We start from the raw sequence: 19,809 nt of genomic DNA on the forward strand, positions 1-19,809 counted from the left end.
AAAAAACCACAAAATAAAAGTATCATAAACGTCATAAAAATGTATCTAGCTAGAATATAGCACATTAAACTTACTTAATAAAAAACATTGAATCTTATCCTGATTACGTTGGATACCTCTAGGCTATTTATTTTACAGAATTTTCTAGCTTTGAAAACCAATTTTATTCTTTCGAGATAATTGGTTGAATTCTTTCGCTTTATAATTAAAAATCTCAGCTAAAGTCAATTCTTTATTCAACTGTTCTAATCCTAAAGTTCCCATCAAAACATTTGTTTTATCGACAGATAAAGGTTGAAAGTCGTAATATGCAATCATCCTACCTTTTCTCAATAAAGCTTTGTCTATTTTATCCATACTTGTATTGAAAGTACAGATAATTTTAATGTTTAAATAATCACTGAATAATCCATCAGTGAGTTGCAAAATTGTTGATACCACCGAGTTTTCATTCGAATGCTCCCTACTTGTGATCACTTTCTCGGCGTCTTCTATAATTAAAACAGAGTCTCTATGTTTCAATAAGAAGGAAATGAATTCAGGATCTAGTAATTCCTTTACAAATTCGTTTTGAATAAAAATAAAGGTCTTTTTTGGGTGGGAACCAATCAAATTCTTGATATAAGTTGTTTTTCCAGTTCCCGGTTTGCCATGTAAGAGAATCAAACCTGCTTTATTTTGATCTAATGATGAAACTATTACCTCATTTACATCTAAAAAGTCGTCGTTATACGTTTGCGCTCCATTGAATTCGAAACGTTCTAATTTCACTTCTTTTGTTCTAAAACTTTCTTTTGTTTTAGATAAAATATTAAAGGTTGGGGCTTTATTCTCTCCTAAACTTGTTCTTAGTTTATGATTGGTCGCGATCACCCATTCCTCCGTTTCAGGCTGCGCAACATCATATAAAAAATCTACATTTAAATAATTATTCGCCAAAGAAACCCAAACAACGAGGTTTTTACTCTCACTTTTTAAAAGATAGATATTTGCATAATCTTCAGTTAAGTCCGAATCTTTATCGTCCTCTGTAATCCACGACTTAAAAATGACTTTGAATTCCATTGATTTTAGATCAATAATCTCTAAAACCTTCTCGATATTTTCTTTATTGCCCTCTATGGCCACCTCAGCAAATAATTCTGAAGGAAGAGCATTGAAGCAGATTGTAAAATAAGACGTTCTTTCAAACTCATTATAAGCATCAAACGATTTGATAAGGTCAATCATGGCGTAAATAGTTCTGTTATTTTTTTAAAAGTATAGGCTAAAATAGGTAAAATACCAATGATTAAGTTCGGTTTAATTCAGCTTGCTCTCTTTTTTATCTGATTGTCTGTTTTTCTGAATGCCATATGCAGTCCTGCTATGTTTTAAAATCTAAATTCGGATTTTCATCTTAACACAGCTCATTGATTTCAATTCCGGTTTAAAAAGCCTTTCGCAATCTCTTCAACAATGTTGTGATACTTACTCCATTTATCATATACAGTCAGTGCCCATTCCCTTATCATTTCTTTACATACTTCTTCATTGATTGCTTTTTCTTTGATATCAGTCGTTGTAATATTCCCTCTTTTTAATAATTCGGGAGGATTGAGATACTCATCTTCTTTCTGTAATTTGTATTTATTGAGATGATCACTTAGTTTAGGAGATAAAGCATAAGTCCATTGCATTTGATATTTAAATATCAAATGCAGCCTTGTTAAATGAAAGTGATTATTCCACCTACCGTGAATCTCAGGATGCTGTAAGGTGTGCGCATCCACAATTAAAAATCTATAAATATGATTTTCAATCGGTGAAAAATCAATTATTTGAAATCCGAGATTAAAAATTTCTAAACATTCATGTATTCCTCTTTGCGTATTGGCACCGCAAAATTGACAATTTCCATCATCTAAAAGTGTCACCCCATTCTTTGCAGCTAAATCAATATAGTCTTGCATTGTCTTTTCTTAAAGGATTGAATTTTAAATTAAAAAAAAGTTCTAATTGATTTTTTCTTTGGATTGTAATTTTCCATTTTCATAGATCATTCTTGTCTTGGGAATCCCATTCCAATCGTATTTTAGCGTCTCACCGGACTTCTTATCATCTTTATATTGAATAGATTCCATTTTAACTCCATCACTATAATAATAAGTTTTATTTCCATTTAATAAATCAAATTCGTATTCTTCTGTATAAAATATTATTTGACTTTTTTTATTGTAATTAATCCAGGTACCATGTAAGTATATTTCATCAACATAATAACCTGCATCTTTTTTTTGACCATTTCTGTAGAAGTATATTTCGTATGAAATACGTGGTTTTAGCGTGTCCGGAAATTCATTTGGTTTTTGATTTTTTACAATTTGTCTATTTTCAATATCAAAGGGATTGTAAATAATAACATGATATTTATTTCCGTTTTTTTCATACCAAGTATGCGTTTTTATTTCTTTTCCTTTATGCAAAGATTCTTTGAAATATTCAACGATCGAATATTTTTGGGGCTTATAAAGAAACGTACCAGTCATTTGTATTTCGCCCGTTTTATAATAATCTTTTACTTCAACAATTGAATCTGTTACTTTGAATAATCTAAAATATTTAGCCTTTTTATTTTCCGTTTGCTCCCATTTCTTGTCAAAAAATATGGTGTCTTGAAATTGGCAATAAACTACTTTACTGAATAAAATTAGGATGGCGATTAAATATACTCTCATTTTTAAATTTCAATAATTCTTTTTGTTAAATCTGGTTTTAGCTAAGCTTAGGTTTTGATGTCGGTAGTTTCATTTCAATTATTTCATTTTGAATTAATAGCATATTCAATTACAGACATTATAAAACACATGTATTATAGCTCGCTTATATAAATTGATCAACTAATTAATTTTGCATGTCAGGTGTAAACCAAAGATAACATTTCTATTCGTTTTGATTTTAATATGATCTCACGACATTTAGAAAGTCTATTCTATAAGTTCTTTATGCTTTATGCGCACTTCTTCAGAATTGCCTTTTTGGGTATTAAATTTTGATACTATCTCATTGACTCCTTGACAAAAAGAATTTTCATTATGCCTTTTGAAAATTATATATTCTGAAGAATCCTTTTTTTTATTATCATGATGATGAATTTGATATGATACAACATCATTAATTGCCCATGGTGAATCATCAAAATGAATTGAGTATTCCAAACTTTTAGAAATTGGGAAATGAATAATACTTTGATTTAATTCAAGTATATCAACACTATCAGAAATTAAATCATGTCGTACGACAACTAATGATTTACTTTCTGTTCTGAAATATCTAATCAAAGAGTCAGCAAAATTTAAACTGATAGAATCATTCTTTGAAACATATTGCATCGGAATATAAAAGTCACATTCCTTTTTCACTTTTAAATCTATATCTAAAGGCCTTTCTAAAATTTTAGAATCCAAATCAGGTTTTTCGGGATGATTACAACTCGTAGTCAAAAGAATTATCAAAGTTAAAAAGTAGATAAATTTAGCGTTCACAATTATTGATAACATTAGTTTTAAAGGATGATAATACCAGCTCGATTAGTTGACTTATATATCAAGCTTCTACCAAATATAATATTTCTATTTAGAACGAATGTTTTAGAAACTCAGAAGAGAATTTCCTATCCAATTTTCGAAAAATAAACCTACTAATTATTCTTCAGCCAATAAAGTATTGATATCATGAATAAGTCCTTGCATGTCTAAAGCCAAGGTTCCATTGTAAATACCTCGAATTCTTTTGGTTTTGTCTACAAGAATTAAATGTTCTGTATGTAAAAACTCTGTACTATCTCTGCTGTAGCCAATATCCTCTTCGGCATAATAAGATTGCCGAGCCAATTGATAGATCTCACTTTTTGACCCCGTTAGAAATTGCCAATTCTTATTGGTGATGCCATGATTATTCGTATACGTTTTTAAAACACGTGGCGTATCTATCCATGGGGTAACAGAATAGGATAAAAATACGACGTCATTATTACCTGCTAAACTATCACTAACAATTTTCAGATGGTTGGTCATCTTAGGACAAATTGAGCCACAGCTTGTGAAAATAAAGTTGGCAATATGAATTTTGTTTTCAATTATATTTTGATCGACTAAAACACTGTCTTGATTCAAAAATTCAAAATTACCAATGGTATGATTAATTGTCTTTTCCACGTCAGATTTATCTTGAATAAAAACAGGTGTAAAAATGGGCTCATTATAATAAGGTAGACCTATTGCCATCTTTTCACTCCCCTCTTCTATATTAAATTCGGAGCAGCTAAAAAGTATAATACTACTGATTAAAAAAAATACTATCCGATACATTTACACAATTTTTAGTTCCTAATAATCCGTACCTTTTACCATCAATAATAACATAGTTTGCTCTAACTTTTCCATTATCATACCATAGTTTTTGCTCGCCTTCCTCTTGCCCATTGACATAATGGGCGATATGGAATAAAAAGCCATCTTCATTCCACTCTTTCAATTCTCCTTCGTAAGCATCATCTTTGGCAGTATATTCGAACCTTGTATTGCCATTGACCCAATACGCTATTTGCTCACCGTTTTTTTGCCCATCAGCATAGTGGCGCAATTCCATTAATTCATTTCCCGTATACCATTTTTTAGAAAGACCATCTTTTAATCCCTTATAATAACTTTCTAAAAGCAATGTATCGCCAGTTTCAGCATTCAATTCGTAAACAAAACCTGAATACTTTTTATTATCCCAATAAAGCAAACCTTCTTTTGCTGTTGTTGTGGATTCTAAAACATAAGTATTTGGAATTTCTTTTGTTAAAGCACGCACTTCTTCGTTATTTGCACACGCGTAAAACCCAATCAATAGTAAAATGAAATAAAAATGTTTCATTATTGCGTTACTGTTCCAGGTGTTCCATAGAATCCATTTCCGTTAATATAAGGATCTGAATTGGTGATGTGATAATGATAGATGCCATCAGGATAATCATCCGTCGCATGTGAATGCCCATGAAACTCGTCTAATCCTGTTACCTCTTCCCCATTTTCTTCAGGACCATAAACTGGAAAACCGTCTAATAGAAAACCTAATAATGCCGACTTATTTGCAGTAACTGTTGTTAAATAGATTGGTTCGATATGATAATGAAAAGTTCCGTTTGCCGTTGGATGCCCATAATATTGATCAAAACTTTTAAACTCATCTGTCAGTGGTTGATCTGGACCTGCATATTGATTGAATAATGGAACGCCATTCAACGAAACGCCTATTGCTCCAAGTGGTGTCGCTGCATGCGTTGCTGCGGCTGTTGGATTCAATGGAATTTTAAACGAATAATCAAAAGAAGCAATGGTATTCGGGTTTTTCACAAAAGTATATCCTTCGAAAGTTGTCCCACTGAAATCTTCGTATAAATCGTTCGCTACTGGGTAATAAACACTTTTATGGTCAGGTGTACCTGTAGTTTTAATCGTGATATATGTCCCGTCACTTGTGATACTAGAAGCACCATAAATTTTGGTATAAACAGCTGGTATTGTTTCAGATTCCTCTTCTACCGCTTCTTCTTTTTTACAGCTAAACATGCTCAATAAGATCATTAGTACTACAGAGATATTCATTGTCATTGTTTTCATAAAAATTGTTTATTATTCCTTACCTGACTATAGACTGATGAATCTTTAAAAGGTTTAATTGTTTTTTTTTATTTTGCTAGAAATCTTTTTGCAGCTCTTTGCAGCTAGCTAAAATTAGCCTTTTTAGACATATATTGTAAAACGGGGATATCGCTCTTTTTGATTTTTTTAAAAAAAATGTGACTCACTAGTCACAAAATTTATTTACATTTGTGACCACGCAGTCATAACCATAATTATACAATGCCAAAACAGACATTTTTAAACTTAGAAGGATCTAAAAGAAAAGTGATTACGAATGCTTTTCTAAGAGAGTTTGCGATTAAACCATACGACCAAGCATCATTAAGTGATGTGGTGAAAGAACTTGGTATTGCAAAAGGAAGTGTTTATCAATATTTTGAAGGCAAATTAGATTTGTTCCTATATCTAGTAGGAGAATGTAATCAGACCAAAATGAAATACATTGGAGAAATAACACGAAAAAGTTACCCTGATTTTTGGGCCTTCTTTCGTGCTCTTTATGAATGCGGATATAAATTCGATAGCGAAAACCCACTACAAAGTCATTTCCTCTTTAATTTAATTGAAAACCTTAACTCTCCTTCAATAAAACATTTACATAATGAAATGTTATCACAAACAGTAAAGGCATTTGAAGAAATGGTAGAATATGAAATATCTGCGGCGCTTTTTCGAGAAGATATACCTGTTAAGGTAATGGGGTTTATGTTATATAAAGTAGGTGTCAGTATTCAAGAGCAATTAATATTTTCTAAAACAATAGAACCTCTTAAAAGCATTGAGAACAATACGTCAGTATTTCTGAATAAGAAGGAAGAGTTAATGAAAACTGTAGATGACTATATCAGATTAATAAAACCATCTTTTGATAAATAAATAACAATGATAGAAGTAGAAAATTTAGTATTTAAATATCCAAAAAGTGTTACAGCCACTTTGAAAGGAATTAGTTTTAATGTTGAAAAGGGTGAAGTATTCGGTTTTTTAGGTCCATCAGGGGCAGGTAAAAGTACAGCACAAAAGGTCCTATATAAAATTTTTAATACCTATGAAGGTCTTGCAAAAATAGATGGTAAAAACTTATCTGATTGGGACAATTCATATTTCGAAAAAATAGGCGTTGGCTTTGAGCTCCCAAATCATTATTTAAAATTGACTGGAAAGGAAAACCTAGCACTATTCGCAACTTTTTACAAAAATAAACCCAAGAAAAGTATGGAAGAACTTTTTGGCATGGTAGACTTGAGTGATGCAATGAATAAGCCCGTTGAAGCCTATTCAAAAGGAATGAAAATGAGGTTAAATTTTATAAGAGCTATTCAACATGATCCAGATATTATATTTTTCGATGAACCAACTTCGGGTCTTGATCCTGTTAGTGCGCACAAGATAAAACAGCATATAATAAATTTAAAAGCTGCAGGAAAAACCATTTTCATCACAACACATAGTATGGCTACAGCAGATGAAATTTGCGACCGAGTCTCTTTTATTGTGGACGGAGAATTACGCGCTACTGATACACCAAAAAATCTAAAAAAACAATATGGACTCGAAGCTGTAAATGTTGAATTGAACAATGGTAAACTTCATGAATTCCCATTAGTCAACTTAGGCGTAAATGAAAAATTCTTAGCCTTTATCAAATCAGACGGGGTTAAAAGAATTCACACTCAAGAAGCGAGTTTAGAAGAAGTTTTTATAAAAGTAACAGGTAAAGCTCTTAAAGTATGAAAACATTTATCACGCAATTAAAGTGGCAGTTTACTTTATTACAGAAAAACAATATAATTAGCATTAGTATAGCTGTTACTTTCATTTATGGACTACTATTATTTTTCCTTAAAGATATTGGGCCATTAGACGCTTTAGTCGTTTTTCTGGTATTAAATGATCCTTCAGTTATTGGGTACTTTTTTGTCGCCTTGGCCATTTACACTGAAATTAAGCACCAGATTTTACCTGCCATATTTACATCTCCATTAAATATCCACACCTTTCTATTATCCAAAATAGTTTCCATTTCGTTTATCGGCCTCATTTGCTCTTTGGGATTGATTATTTCTGTTAAAGGTTTTGATTTTGATATGCTTAACTTTAGTATTGGAGCGGCAGGAATTTGCATACTTTCAACTTTACTTGGATTATTTATGCTCACTTATGCTAACGGATTTTTGCAATTCGGAATGATTTCAATTCCTGTTTTCTTAGCTTTTATTAATCTTCCTCTTTTGCAATATTTAGGAATTATGGACTTCGGCTTTTTTGGATATTTAATGCCAATAAAAGGGAGTTTGGATTTGATTGATCACGCTATAGGTGGAACAGAAATTAATTTGATATTTGCCTATACTTCGATTATAATATCAACTCCATTATTCTATTTACTAGCGTATAAAAGGTTTGTTAAAAAAATTGTTTCACAATAAATCTATATCATGAAAAAGATTATAAAACTTGCGATTGTTGACTTTAAAATAATTTTCAGAGACAATACATTAAAAGGTATGCTTGCATTACCGTTTATTCTATTTGCATTAATTATTTGGGGAGTACCACCATTGGTTGAAAAATATGAATTTTTAACACCCTATTTACATCTATTTTTAGCTGTTGCTGTTATAGAAAACACTCAGACTTTTAGCTTTATTGGTTCTATGGTTTTAATAGATGAAAAAGAAACTGATGTCGCTAAAGTCTATGGCATCGTTCCACTTTCTAAAGTAGCATATATCTTTTCTCGGTTTTTAATCCCTTATTTATTCACCGTTGCATTGAATATCATTCTGTTTGTTGTACAACCCTTTTTTGAAATAGGTATCGGTGTTAATTTATTGATCTCTTTTACAAGTTCATTGGTTGTCCCCCTTTATGTGTTGTCTATTAATTCGATTGTTAAAAACCGAATGGAAGGAATGATTTATATCAAAGCATTCAATATGCTTGTTCTTCTGCCTTTAGCAGCCTTTTTTGTTCCTGAAAATTTCAAACATTTATTCGGTTTTATACCAACGCATTGGATTTTTCAAAGTGTTGAGAATACAACTCTAGGCCTATCATCTAATCTATTTTTAGTCATAGGATTTGTCTTTTTTGTATGCCTAATTTTCTTCATTTCACGGATATTTATTAAACGGCATTTTATTTAAACGCAAATCCTAATGACCAATAACGATATTTAGTTGATTCATTCGCGATTTTATTGAGGTATGAACCAGTCTAAATTATGATTACCATTCAGTTCAACACTAAATGTCAGCCATCATTTTTGCGTGTAACTAGATGCTAAATAGCGCCTCTATCAGTCTTGCTTTTTCCAATAAATATCTAAAATGTCAAATGTTCTGTCTGCTCTATTTAATTTATATTGAATAGAGTTTCCTAATAAGCAATTTTCCGATTCCTTTTTATTGATGAGCCATGAAGAGATCGTAATTATATTTTCGTCACTGAAATCATAGTCGTAAGTCAGTTCATTTTCTTTAAGCAATTCAATACATTTTGTTGAATCGATATCTAAGAGAAAATTGTATTCAAACCCATCAAACCAGTTTATCATTTTTAAAGGTATTATTTTATTGTTCGAAAAGTTAAAAGTTCGAATGTCATTTCCGTCTCCAACAATGTCATTGGTCACAATAAAATAGTTGCCATCTAAATAATCATAAATTGATAAAGTCCAAAACCCGTCAACAACCTGAATTCCAATTGTATTTGGTTTGATATACTTTATATTATTATACATTTCAGTGGTATCAATTAGAAAATTATTTTTTTCGATAAAAGCGACTGTTTTTTCTCGATCTTTTTTACTCCAAGCCCAGCTTTCCATCGTTGTTTCAGGTAATATTTTCAGAATATTCAGTAAGGTTTTATGTTCAGAATAATTAATGTGAATTGTATCTGCAAACTTTGTTTCTTGTATGACCTCACTAATTGATTCTTCAATGGGAAGTGGTTGTTCTTTTTTTATTTTAATTTTTGCAGGTTCAGTCTTTATTTCTGGATTACAAGCGGTTAATCCTATAAATAAAATCAGTAAAATTGTTATTTTGTTTTGCTTCATTTTTCTTTAGGTTTCTCAAATATTTTATAGGCTATTTACAAAGTATTTTCCTTCATATAAAATTGAAACAAACTACTCCAATTTCCTTAAAGCTTCTATTTCGTTAAGGTAGTATGTTCGATCGAGATCTGAAATAGATGTGTCTTTATTGATGAGTTCAATTGCCTTGTTGAGATATTCGTTTCCTTTCTCAATTTCTTTGCGTGTCATATAAATTTCACCGATCCAACTGTAATATTCAAAATTTTTAGGATATTTTTCTATTGCCTTTAACAAAACTTCTAATGTAAAACCTAATCGGTTCTCACCATAAATACCATTATAATCATTGTAATAATCTGAAGCAATGCTATTGTAGAATAATACAGATGGTTCAATTTTAAATCCTAAATCAGCTGAAAGTGTTGCATAGAAACCTAAAAAATCATTCCATGGAACTTTCGTTCGCGATCCCTTTGCCAGTTGAAAACATATGTCTATTCGTCTGCCATATTCTTTAAAAATTTCACTTAAAGCATTGGCTACGGTGACACCTGGTGTTATATCATGTGCGACTTGATGCTTATAATATTTCCATTCAAAATTCTCTGGCAATTTTTTAGCATTCAAATAAGCGTTTAAAGTATCTACTGAAGACTCATGTAAATCACCATACGACTGCTCTCCTACTGAAAAATAGTAATAGTATTTATGTGCGTTTGAACCAATCGTACTCAAGAAATCCTCAAACTGATTTTGCTGGTACTTGTCCCCAAAATCGAAATTGGAGACACTGTTTGCAATTACACCGTTGAAAAAATCAGGTCTTTTTGATAAGGCGTATGATGAGAAAATTGCTGTGCGTGAATGTCCAATCAATAAATTAAAGTCCGAGACTGGGTATTTTTTTTTCAATTCGGCGTTCAGCTCTTTCTCTAAAAACAATATCAAATCATCAGCTTTTCCACCAGTTGCATTAGGGTTTGTCCATGAATTTCTATTCTTCCGATAAAAAGTAATACCAACAACTATTGCATTCGGCATCCATTGTAATGTGCTTAGATACTCAATAGTAGATAGATTATACTGATAGTTGCTCGATAATTGCCGATCTAAAAGATATATAATCGGATATGCTGTATTTGTTTGCTCTTTCAATTCTGTAGGCAAGGTTATCTCGAGTTGCACAGTGTCACGTAATGCTTCCGAATACAGACTTATGGCTATCGGTTTTTCATACGAATAGAATTCTTGAGCCTTTGTTGTACTTGTAACAATCAGCAGTATAAAAAATATGCAATAGGTTCTCATTTATTGTTTTTAGAAGGTTTATCCTTGTTTAAACTGGACAACAGTCTAGGTTGTTCGGTATGAACCAAATATAGTATTTCTATTTTGGATTAAATTGTAGCCATTGCAAAACTCACTAAAAAAACTAGCTGGATAGCGCTTCTTATCCCGAAATTTTTCCAGTGATAGGATGTGAGATTGTTGACGACATAATATACTCATCACCATACCACTCCAAATCTCGCTCCAATCTTTTCCGAACCTGTTTTGCTTTATTTATAGCAAAATGATTATTGTCAATCGATACCTTAAATTTGAATGCTTGATTCGCCGCTCCGACAAATAGATTAAGAATTGTCGTATCCTCATATGCGAATAAATTAAACTGAATAAGTGAATCCGTCTCACTTTCATCATATTTTAAATGCTCATAAAACCAATGGCAATTGTCAACGAAATAATACCGTTGAATTATTGGGGTGTTATACAAATCAAAGTCATTCTCAATTTTAATTATCGCGTTATTTTTAAACCAAATATTTTTATGCCCTTCGGCATTAATATGTAATGAGAATTGCGCTGGTTTTATATTGTATAATTCAATTATTTCGTTAATCGAATCTATAGGATTTCTAAAGATTTTGAAAACGCTATCTTGCACATTAACAATCTTATCAAAACTAAACTTCATCCTCGACTGACAAAGGTCAGCGGCCATTTTCTTCGCTATATCTGTTTTAGAAGCTTCTAAATGACAAGATGATAATACTACAAGCATCAAAGGGACTGTGATTTTCATGCATCAAATGTATAAGATCCTCGATTGTTGGAGGTGGTTCTTTATAGTAATTGAAGTGTTGAATTATTAACTGTGAGTATAGAAGTATTTTTTGATTATTATCTAGATTCAATCGTTTCAATAATACAGTTAATCCCTCTCCTAATTTGACGTTCTGAATTGGCTATAAGTATTAGACCAATAATAATTACTACTACAATAAAGTAGACTTTAGCAACTAAAATTGCTATCAATAAAAAAGCAAGGAGTAATGCCCAGTTCCATTTAGGTATCTTACCTTCAACAAGAATATGGCATTTATATTCACCTTCTAATTCTTGTATTTTCTCTTTTTGTTTTGGACCCAATGAGCCTTTTGCAAAAGTTGTCGATTGAAGATCGAAGCTATCATCTTCAAAAAAATTACCATAAAATATTTTTCCTTTTACAATTGATCTAAAATTTGAGAATGCATTCCAACTCGAATGCGTTTCATTTGTTTCCGCTTTTAACAGTCTCAAACAATGTTCCTTTTCTAATTTAAATTTTAGAAGACTCTTCATTTTATATGCTTTAACATCCGAATGCCAGACATAAGAATTCGATTCTTTTATTAATATCTGAATTAATTAAAGGTAACGATTCTGAATATTAAAACATCTCATTTATACCGTATAATCAACCCTCTATTCTTTTTTTATATAGTAGACATCTAATTCAGCATATTTACCGTTTATTTTGAATAATTCAGGATAGCTTAAATCTATTTCTAACGTATCAGGCATTGGATCTAATGTGTTTTTTGGCCAACGAATCTCCCATGCAACTTTATAAATTCCTCGATGATCTTTTTCTAAAAATCTAAACTTATTTTTCTTAAACTCATATTTACCATGCGTTGTAGTACCATTAGTATTCTTTTCAAATGTCATATCTTCTTTAAAAACAATAAAAGAGCTAAATTCTTTCTTCTGTTCGGCAGACAAAGTATCAATATTTTTAAATGACAATATATCATAGGCAGTCCAAGTCCCCACATATGGATTCTGAGAGAAAGCGCATGTTGAAATGATTAATATAGTAACTGTGAATATTAACTTCATAAATTCGAGCTGTTTAAATGGAATTGATTTCATTATATTAGGTCGTTAGGCTTGAATCAAATATAGTATTTCTGTTTAGGATTATAGAATGATAGGTTTAAAAAAAATAGAATTTTGGCTGAATACATATGCATTTTACCTCATCTTCGCAACAGGATAAACTTATTTTAAAGCATTCCTTGACAATTTAGATTTGTCTATCATAAAATATTCACTAAATAAGTTAGTCATTATTTGGTCAATTTCTCGTTCATTATAGGAGTCTAAATTCCGTCTTGATTTTGTATAATTATCTCTAGTTATTTTTTCAGCAACTTCTCCGACTGTTTTTAGGTCTAGTTCAGCGCCCATTTTATTAGAAATCCAAAATCCAGCTAAGCAAAAAACAATACCGATAATGCCATATTGCCAATTGAAAAACAAACCAACTAATGCCGTTATCAAAAGGAAGAAAAGTGCGCTCGTTATAAGTTGATGGGGGCGAAGTATGTCTATCTTGAAACCAATTAAATGATTAACTTCTTTTATGTTTTGAATTCTTGTTTGTTTAGGTAGAATATCTACCAATAAAGTTTCTGATTTAATGTTTTTCTTTTCAATATTCAACGTCGTAGACAATGTATTTCTCAATTTATAGAATGCTTGCTGTACCGTACAGTCATCCGTTTTTACTCGATCAATTTTAGATTTAATGTGATCAAAAAGTTGTTCGAATGTTTTCACATAAGCGAGTTCACTCTCTTCAAAGCGTATATCTAACGAATTTCCAATCTTTAAGATCAAATCTTCAAGATCTTCTGTGTCGAAATCTTTGAGTTCGTATGCTCTCATTTTTGTGATTGGTAACGATAAATGTAAAATTTATTGATTTGCAATTTACTTAGAATATCCGTATTTAGAACGCTGCAAACTTTATGGGAGAGCCAGACCAGGTATCTTATTCTTCGTTTTCGTCTTCAGGGATTTGCCAAATGAGCTGCTCATTAGCCAATATGAATTGCATTGATTTTCTGAAATCTGCCTGACTCTGTTTATTCAAGTATTGGACCCATTTAGGATTGTTTTCATCTCTGCTATATGCAAGCAGCGCTAAGGCATAGCCCCATTCATTCTGAGGTAAATATCCAAGTTTAGAATAACCCCATGAATTAGTATTTGAAGTAAAATTAAATGAAGAATTCGCATTGAAAATTCCAAAACCAAAAAGAACTGTTGTCAAGTCGGTCAAAGGTTCGTCATTTTCTTCGATTCGCTTTTCACCAAGTAGTTTAACATGGGAGAGTTCATGTGCGACCGTTGCAATTAATTTTTCTCCTTGTGTTAATAAAGCTTTGTCAAGGCTGATGGTGTATTTTCCATTCGCACCTTTAAGATAAGAACCAGCTGTTTCCGAATCATCCTCCATGGCAGTAAACAATATGGATGATCCATAATTGAACTCTATGATACCATTCGAAAACATTTGGAGTATAAGATCATTTGTATCTATTCTCATTGCTTCCGCTATGATCGAAACTACTTGTTCTGCCGTTTCTGATTTATCCTCAAATTTTAACGGAAAGTCTTCTTTAGAAGGTATGTATATTTTCCGTTCGTTAATTCGAATATCATTGAATTCATGATTTAGCCAAGAAAAACTTTGTTCCATCCAAATTCTGTTTTGCTCAGATATCGGTAGTTCAATTTTCTTTTTTCTGAATAATCCCATTTGTTAAGTATTAGTCAAGCTAAAAACATATCTATGATACTCCTTTTATCCTGTTCATTCTGGATTGATTTTGTTATATAGGTCGTTAGGTTTGAATCAAATATAGTATTCTGTTTTGACTTTTAGAATGACAAGATCGCAAATCAGAAAAAACTTTAGGTCAGCTATAATTTTTTCGCAGCAGCAGCGCGGTTATTGGCGAAGGGCTTAGAAGAACTTGTGGACTTCCAAAGTTATGTAAAGTTGTCATTGATACTATGTTCTCCCCTATTATTGTATCAATTTATTTCAATAAAGTTTCTTTAGCAGTCTTATTTCTAATTCCTTCCAAACCTTCTTTTAAAAATTTAGTAACCATTGGTTCGAACAGCCAGCGTGGCATTTTTTTAGGATTAAATTGTACACTATTCTCGGCTTTTGTTTGATTTTTAGCGATCTTTTCGAAATGCCAATTCCCTCTATAAAATTCAATTCGCTTCAGTTTTTTAGATGGCGGATTAGGACAATCTTCCCATGATTCGTGCCAACTTACACCAATATTTCCGTCTTCTTTCGCAATAAAGAGATACTTCACACGCATCTCTGTATTTTTAAATATAAAGGGTTCCTTATGAATCACATAGGTTAAAAGACTGTCTTTAGTTTCTTCGACAATCTCATAGGTTGGATACTTTTTCTTTTCTGATCCATTGGCGAGGTCTTGAATATCCTCTCTGAAAGAAGCCAAGCATGCCTCTGAAGTTGATTGTACCTCGCCCTCAATTTTGTATTCTAAGGAACCTGTATCATCAATTTTGCGCGCATATATTGTCCATGTAGGCGCTTCATTTTTTTCAATTTTTACAATTTTCCAATGCTGATTTTTATCTTCCATAGAAATGCTATTTCGACTTGAACTACAGCCGACAGTAGTATATAATAATACACATAAAATGCATAGTGAGATTATTCTTCTTAACGGTATATTAGAATATTGGATTTTGAATGAAGTCATTTTAATTTTTTTTTAAAAGAATTATGCTATTGAAATTGTTCAATATCTGGCATAAATTTTCTCGTAGAGCTGTATTAGGTTAATGTTTGGTCAGATAGAGATTTTCTATAACAGCATTCGAAATACCATAATAAAAATTGTCATCTCCTCCTGATTTTATTAAGAACTGAATGATTAAATATTTTCGTTCTTTTTCTGAATGGCATTTTGTAAGATTAATTTCAAAATGTTCAAATTGCTCCGAAGGCTCACTTATTTTTACTACAACTGCATTTTCAGCAATTAGATCATTGTTTAAATTTTCAATTATTGATGCATCTTTTGTTTTTGAATAGTATACAGCGATGATCAGCGTGTCTTGTGTTTGATCCATATCGGAACCTGAAAACTTAACCTCACCTTTCAACATTTTTAAAGCTTTTATTGAGTCACCGACTTCAATAAAAGTAAAGCCACTATTGATTGATGTTCTATATGTTCTGAAAAGAGTTAATGTTTTATTTCCCTTTTCTGTTAGTTTATTTAAATCGAAAAAACCAAGATCCCCATGATTTCTAATTTCTAAATTTATACTTGATTCAACCCAATCAACAACAGCTAAACTTATGTCTAATTTATCTTCTTTTAATGAACTCTGCGCTATGGTTAAATTGGCAGCGAACAAAACTGCCATTGTGGTGATTAATGATTTGATATTTTTCTTCATTCCTAAGTTATATAGCCAAATGGGCTGTTATTTTGAAAATCAAGTGTTAATTTGATTACTTATAACAAAATTAAGTGGAATGAAATTTCTGTGCATTCACTAAAGTTAACGTTACCCAATTTATTATTATTTTCAAATAAATTGATGGCGTACATTGATAAAAGAAGATGTTTTAAACGTATGTTATGGTGCGTTCTATCATGTCCATGCCTTAAAACATAGTATCTAAATAATAGATGATGTGTAAATATCGAACCTGTTCTTCAGCCTATTTTCAAAGAAGATTCAGAGCAGTGTGATTTATTGTTTTTGATCTAAAATTCTTTTGCGAATTCTACTCAGTGATTGAGGTTTCATTCCAAGGTAGCTCGCTATTTGATGATGTGGCGCTCTGTCTAGTAAATGTGCTTTGGTCTCCAATAAGTTAAGGTATCTTTCTTCAGGTGAGGAAGTGACAAACATATTCCATTCTTCTTTCGCTGCACTTATCTTTTCTAAGGCTATTCCTTGAAAAACAGTATCTAGTCGAGGTAATGCAGCACGAATTTCCTCTTCAAAACTTTTGTTGCTAATGGTTAAAACGCAATCTTCTATACATTCCCAATAATGTTTTGACGGAGCTCCATTCCCAGAATTAGGAGTAAAAGTATCACCTTCCATGAAAAAGGCAGTTGTTTTGTCTTCTCCATCTTTAATGATATATTCCCTAACACAGCCTTCCACCACCATGTAACATTTCGTTGGAATTTGCCCTTCTTTCAATAATAAAGTTCCTTTTTTAAACTCATCTACAATTGTTTTATCAACAATTATTTCAACTTCTTCTTTATTCAGCAATTCGAATTTACTGATCAATGCTCTTATTTTTTCTTCTAAATTCATTTTAATAGGACTAGGTGCATTTTACTAAAGGCAATGCTCCATAACGCAGGAGTATACTAAACGATTGCGGCGTATACCTTTTAATTCGTTTGAAGATATATTTTTTTTATATAACTGAAGGCAATTGCCGAACAATTTGCTGTGAATTTTTTACTTTTTTGTTCGCAAATTTTTTCTTTTTAATATTTCGAATAAACCCAAAATTATGATTGTGATTATTAAACCTTGCAGAAATATCATTCCAATTCCGAATAAGAGCGAATTTACGAATTGGAAGCTCTCATTCTGGGGCAAATAATCTTCATGTAAACTTGTCACAATAATTACATATCGCTCAAAATAAAATCCGGCTTTCATTAAAAATGCAACCAGAAGTATATAACCAAACTTTGTCCATAAACTTTTAACCATCAGCGTGAATGGTAAAAATAAAGCGAATGAAAGTGATATCAAATATGCAATTTTATATGATCCATTCGGTCTTGTTATAAAGACATATTCGTCACCCTGTGTAAATATTCCTATCAGAAAATGGATAAGCGTCATTATCGTATATGAAATAATAGTCCAACGAATTAAATTCAGAGCTTTTCTGGTTTCAAATCGGTTTTTAAAGAATAGTTCCACGAAAAATAGTGTCAAAATTATTGGTATCAAACAATAAATTAGATTCACATCAATTATTTTTAAAAACCTGCAAAATAATTCCATTTGTTATTGTCTTCAGTATTTCACTTGAATAGTCTGCAACATGTGCAAATCAAACATAAGCGATACTCCTTATATCCCTTTCGTAAAGCATTGATCCATTAATTCTCTTAGATCGTTAGTTTATAAACAAATATAATGTTTCTAGTTTGGAATATAGATTGACAAGAACGAAAATGAGAAAATCTTTCGCTATAAATATCACAATTTGTAATGTTCTGTTTTATTTATTCAGTTCTTATTTCATTCAGTGTAAAACTAATGTTGAAAACTTAGTTTCCCTAGCGTATAAAAAAATGTTTCATAAGCTAAAAATTTAAGCTTTGGAATAATTGTTCGATACATAGATGTTTTTGATGGGGATGGCTCACACTTAATTCCAGTTTGGAAAGCTAGTTCCATTGAGCGTTTCATATGTAAAGGATCACTAACAATTAAAGCACTGGAATAATTCAGTGAATCCATTATCCCTTTCGCTTCAATTAAATTTTCATAAGTATAATTTGAATATTCTTCGATTAGTATGTCTTTTGTAGGAATACCTTTTTCAATTGCATAATTCTTCGCTAGGTCACTATCTGAAATTTCTTGATTTTCTCCTTTACCTCCCGTAAAAATTATTTTGTCGATAAGTTGGTTTTGATAGAGGTAGATTCCGTGCTCAATACGCTCAATAAAAACAGGCGATAATATTCCATCGTGCGTTCCTGCTCCGAGTACTATTGCTACATCACTTTTCTTTGCTGAGTATTCAAAAGAATATCTATATATTCTAATTGAGTTAAAGATCATGAAAAGCAACAATAAAATACCAATGTATTTGATGAACTTTTTCAGTCGTTTCATGATTCAAAATTATCTCCAAAAAATGATTTTAAGCTGCTTCTAAGACGATTAACAAACAAAAAAAAGTTCTATGTTAACAGATCTGCAATATCAAGTTTGCCTTCTTTTAATTCATTTGCAAGTACTATTCCACCAATAAAACCACCTGCCTCACTAAATATTTCTGCATCAATTTCAAAAAGTAAAACTACTTCTTCTTTGTCGTTTTCGTTATTGTCATCTTCATCTTCGTCTTCAAACTCATCTTCAAACTCATCTTCTTGAGACAAATCAATATATTGCGGATATCCTAATAAAACCTCAAAATCAGCATCCTCATCATTAAAAACCTTATTATTTAAAAATGTAGGAATGTCATCATCAACAAAGTCTCCATCATCTTCTAATTCTAAATCCATGCTACCAGGAAGAGAATAAAATTGATGAAATTCCATTTTGAATTCTTCCAGTACTTCCGTATTTTCAGGAATTGTTGCTGCGATTAAATCAGTCTCGGTTACATATTTTATAACAGCTTCTTCCATCCCATCTTCTCCACGGAAAAAAACCAATATATTTCCTGAACTAGGCAATTGCTCACTTCCATCAAACCCCTGTAAATCATTACAGTTGTATTGTAAAACAAAACTAAGTGGACCTCTTTTGTCGCTAGGCCATTCAAAGTTTTTAGGGACATCAGGAATACCACCTTTTTTTGAATCACCAATTTTTATATTCGCGTCTTCATCATATGTAATTGCAATTTGAGCTTTTATCTCTGCAATAATATCAGCACTGTCAGTTTCTGTCCAGTCTAGTTGCTTAATAAAAGTGTCTAATTCTGTTTTTAAATTTTTCATTGTTTATGTTTATAGATGAAAACACCCGCATATCAAATATGTCTGTGATACTTCTTTTATCTAAATGGATACATTAATTGTCTTGGGGCGTGTTGTGAACCAAATATAGTATTTCTATTTTGGATTACAGAATGATACAGTAGCAAACGAGAAAATATTTTAGATCAGCTATAAGCATTTGGTCGCATCAGTAGTAGCACAGCTGGGGCACAGATAAATAGAAATTGATAAAATTTCG

General features: G+C 31.4%; 23 protein-coding genes. 4 read left to right on the top strand and 19 right to left on the bottom strand.

Features of this window, described 5'->3' with window-relative positions:
- Positions 1 to 144 precede the first annotated feature (144 nt).
- The 7 genes from T367_RS0109575 to T367_RS0109605 all read right to left on the bottom strand — a co-directional run bounded on the left by T367_RS0109575 (position 145) and on the right by T367_RS0109605 (position 5,648).
- The gene (locus T367_RS0109575) at positions 145 to 1,230 is read right to left on the bottom strand and encodes an AAA family ATPase (protein WP_027419646.1); all 1,086 of its coding nucleotides are present in this window, start codon (positions 1,228 to 1,230) and stop codon (positions 145 to 147) included.
- Between the two features lie 188 nt (positions 1,231 to 1,418).
- Positions 1,419 to 1,952 carry a DUF5946 family protein gene (locus T367_RS0109580; protein ID WP_027419647.1) on the bottom strand — a complete coding sequence of 178 codons (534 nt, stop codon included), beginning with the start codon at positions 1,950 to 1,952 and terminating at the stop codon, positions 1,419 to 1,421.
- A gap of 42 nt (positions 1,953 to 1,994) precedes the next feature.
- Positions 1,995 to 2,717, bottom strand: a complete 723-nt coding sequence (locus tag T367_RS0109585) for a toxin-antitoxin system YwqK family antitoxin (RefSeq protein WP_027419648.1) — start codon at positions 2,715 to 2,717, stop codon at positions 1,995 to 1,997.
- A gap of 249 nt (positions 2,718 to 2,966) precedes the next feature.
- Positions 2,967 to 3,446, bottom strand: coding sequence for a hypothetical protein (locus T367_RS0109590; protein ID WP_157454186.1), 480 nt, complete (start codon positions 3,444 to 3,446; stop codon positions 2,967 to 2,969).
- 237 nt (positions 3,447 to 3,683) lie between these two features.
- Entirely contained in the window at positions 3,684 to 4,349 is a 666-nt protein-coding gene (locus T367_RS0109595; RefSeq protein WP_027419650.1) for an SCO family protein, read from the bottom strand.
- Entirely contained in the window at positions 4,318 to 4,902 is a 585-nt protein-coding gene (locus tag T367_RS0109600; protein WP_211252699.1) for a toxin-antitoxin system YwqK family antitoxin, read from the bottom strand. The genes T367_RS0109595 and T367_RS0109600 overlap by 32 nt, the downstream gene beginning before the upstream one ends.
- Complete coding sequence (locus T367_RS0109605; protein WP_027419652.1) at positions 4,902 to 5,648, bottom strand: YHYH protein; 747 nt, start codon at positions 5,646 to 5,648, stop codon at positions 4,902 to 4,904. The genes T367_RS0109600 and T367_RS0109605 overlap by 1 nt, the downstream gene beginning before the upstream one ends.
- A gap of 243 nt (positions 5,649 to 5,891) precedes the next feature.
- Here T367_RS0109605 and T367_RS23855 point away from each other — a divergent pair, with 243 nt between their 5' ends.
- The 4 genes from T367_RS23855 to T367_RS0109625 are packed head-to-tail and all read left to right on the top strand — an operon-like array spanning position 5,892 to position 8,821.
- The gene (locus tag T367_RS23855; RefSeq protein WP_051568474.1) at positions 5,892 to 6,548 is read left to right on the top strand and encodes a TetR/AcrR family transcriptional regulator; all 657 of its coding nucleotides are present in this window, start codon (positions 5,892 to 5,894) and stop codon (positions 6,546 to 6,548) included.
- Between the two features lie 6 nt (positions 6,549 to 6,554).
- Positions 6,555 to 7,406: an ABC transporter ATP-binding protein gene (locus T367_RS0109615; RefSeq protein ID WP_027419653.1), complete on the top strand. Its 852-nt coding sequence runs from the start codon at positions 6,555 to 6,557 to the stop codon at positions 7,404 to 7,406.
- Positions 7,403 to 8,101 (top strand): fluoroquinolone export ABC transporter permease subunit, encoded by a 699-nt coding sequence (locus T367_RS0109620; RefSeq protein WP_027419654.1) that lies wholly within the window; start codon positions 7,403 to 7,405, stop codon positions 8,099 to 8,101. Before T367_RS0109615 ends, T367_RS0109620 begins: the two co-directional genes overlap by 4 nt.
- A 9-nt stretch (positions 8,102 to 8,110) precedes the next feature.
- Positions 8,111 to 8,821 carry a hypothetical protein gene (locus tag T367_RS0109625; protein WP_027419655.1) on the top strand — a complete coding sequence of 237 codons (711 nt, stop codon included), beginning with the start codon at positions 8,111 to 8,113 and terminating at the stop codon, positions 8,819 to 8,821.
- A gap of 152 nt (positions 8,822 to 8,973) precedes the next feature.
- Here T367_RS0109625 and T367_RS0109630 read toward each other — a convergent pair whose 3' ends face one another.
- The 12 genes from T367_RS0109630 to T367_RS0109695 all read right to left on the bottom strand — a co-directional run bounded on the left by T367_RS0109630 (position 8,974) and on the right by T367_RS0109695 (position 19,571).
- A complete protein-coding gene (locus T367_RS0109630; RefSeq protein ID WP_027419656.1) occupies positions 8,974 to 9,738 on the bottom strand; it encodes a hypothetical protein in 765 nt (254 codons plus the stop codon).
- A 72-nt stretch (positions 9,739 to 9,810) separates the two neighbouring features.
- Positions 9,811 to 11,028 (bottom strand): alpha/beta hydrolase, encoded by a 1,218-nt coding sequence (locus T367_RS0109635; protein WP_084274367.1) that lies wholly within the window; start codon positions 11,026 to 11,028, stop codon positions 9,811 to 9,813.
- Positions 11,029 to 11,170: 142 nt separating this feature from the next.
- Positions 11,171 to 11,806, bottom strand: a complete 636-nt coding sequence (locus T367_RS0109640) for a hypothetical protein (protein ID WP_027419658.1) — start codon at positions 11,804 to 11,806, stop codon at positions 11,171 to 11,173.
- Positions 11,807 to 11,904: 98 nt separating this feature from the next.
- On the bottom strand, positions 11,905 to 12,348 hold the full coding sequence (locus T367_RS0109645; RefSeq protein ID WP_027419659.1) for a hypothetical protein: 444 nt from the start codon (positions 12,346 to 12,348) through the stop codon (positions 11,905 to 11,907).
- A 123-nt stretch (positions 12,349 to 12,471) separates the two neighbouring features.
- A complete protein-coding gene (locus T367_RS0109650) occupies positions 12,472 to 12,888 on the bottom strand; it encodes a hypothetical protein (protein ID WP_157454187.1) in 417 nt (138 codons plus the stop codon).
- Positions 12,889 to 13,050: 162 nt separating this feature from the next.
- Positions 13,051 to 13,719, bottom strand: a complete 669-nt coding sequence (locus T367_RS21980) for a hypothetical protein (protein ID WP_035843163.1) — start codon at positions 13,717 to 13,719, stop codon at positions 13,051 to 13,053.
- Positions 13,720 to 13,825: 106 nt separating this feature from the next.
- Positions 13,826 to 14,596, bottom strand: a complete 771-nt coding sequence (locus T367_RS0109660; protein WP_035843166.1) for a M48 family metalloprotease — start codon at positions 14,594 to 14,596, stop codon at positions 13,826 to 13,828.
- A 283-nt stretch (positions 14,597 to 14,879) separates the two neighbouring features.
- A complete protein-coding gene (locus tag T367_RS0109665) occupies positions 14,880 to 15,470 on the bottom strand; it encodes an SRPBCC family protein (protein WP_027419662.1) in 591 nt (196 codons plus the stop codon).
- Positions 15,471 to 15,669: 199 nt separating this feature from the next.
- On the bottom strand, positions 15,670 to 16,296 hold the full coding sequence (locus T367_RS0109670) for a hypothetical protein (protein WP_027419663.1): 627 nt from the start codon (positions 16,294 to 16,296) through the stop codon (positions 15,670 to 15,672).
- 300 nt (positions 16,297 to 16,596) lie between these two features.
- Positions 16,597 to 17,178, bottom strand: a complete 582-nt coding sequence (locus T367_RS0109675; RefSeq protein ID WP_027419664.1) for a Crp/Fnr family transcriptional regulator — start codon at positions 17,176 to 17,178, stop codon at positions 16,597 to 16,599.
- Between the two features lie 966 nt (positions 17,179 to 18,144).
- Positions 18,145 to 18,732, bottom strand: coding sequence for a YdcF family protein (locus T367_RS0109690; RefSeq protein WP_027419667.1), 588 nt, complete (start codon positions 18,730 to 18,732; stop codon positions 18,145 to 18,147).
- A gap of 68 nt (positions 18,733 to 18,800) precedes the next feature.
- Entirely contained in the window at positions 18,801 to 19,571 is a 771-nt protein-coding gene (locus T367_RS0109695) for a DUF1963 domain-containing protein (RefSeq protein WP_027419668.1), read from the bottom strand.
- Between the last annotated feature and the right edge of the window lie 238 nt (positions 19,572 to 19,809).

Source organism: Crocinitomix catalasitica ATCC 23190 (assembly GCF_000621625.1).
GTDB lineage: Bacteria > Bacteroidota > Bacteroidia > Flavobacteriales_D > Crocinitomicaceae > Crocinitomix > Crocinitomix catalasitica.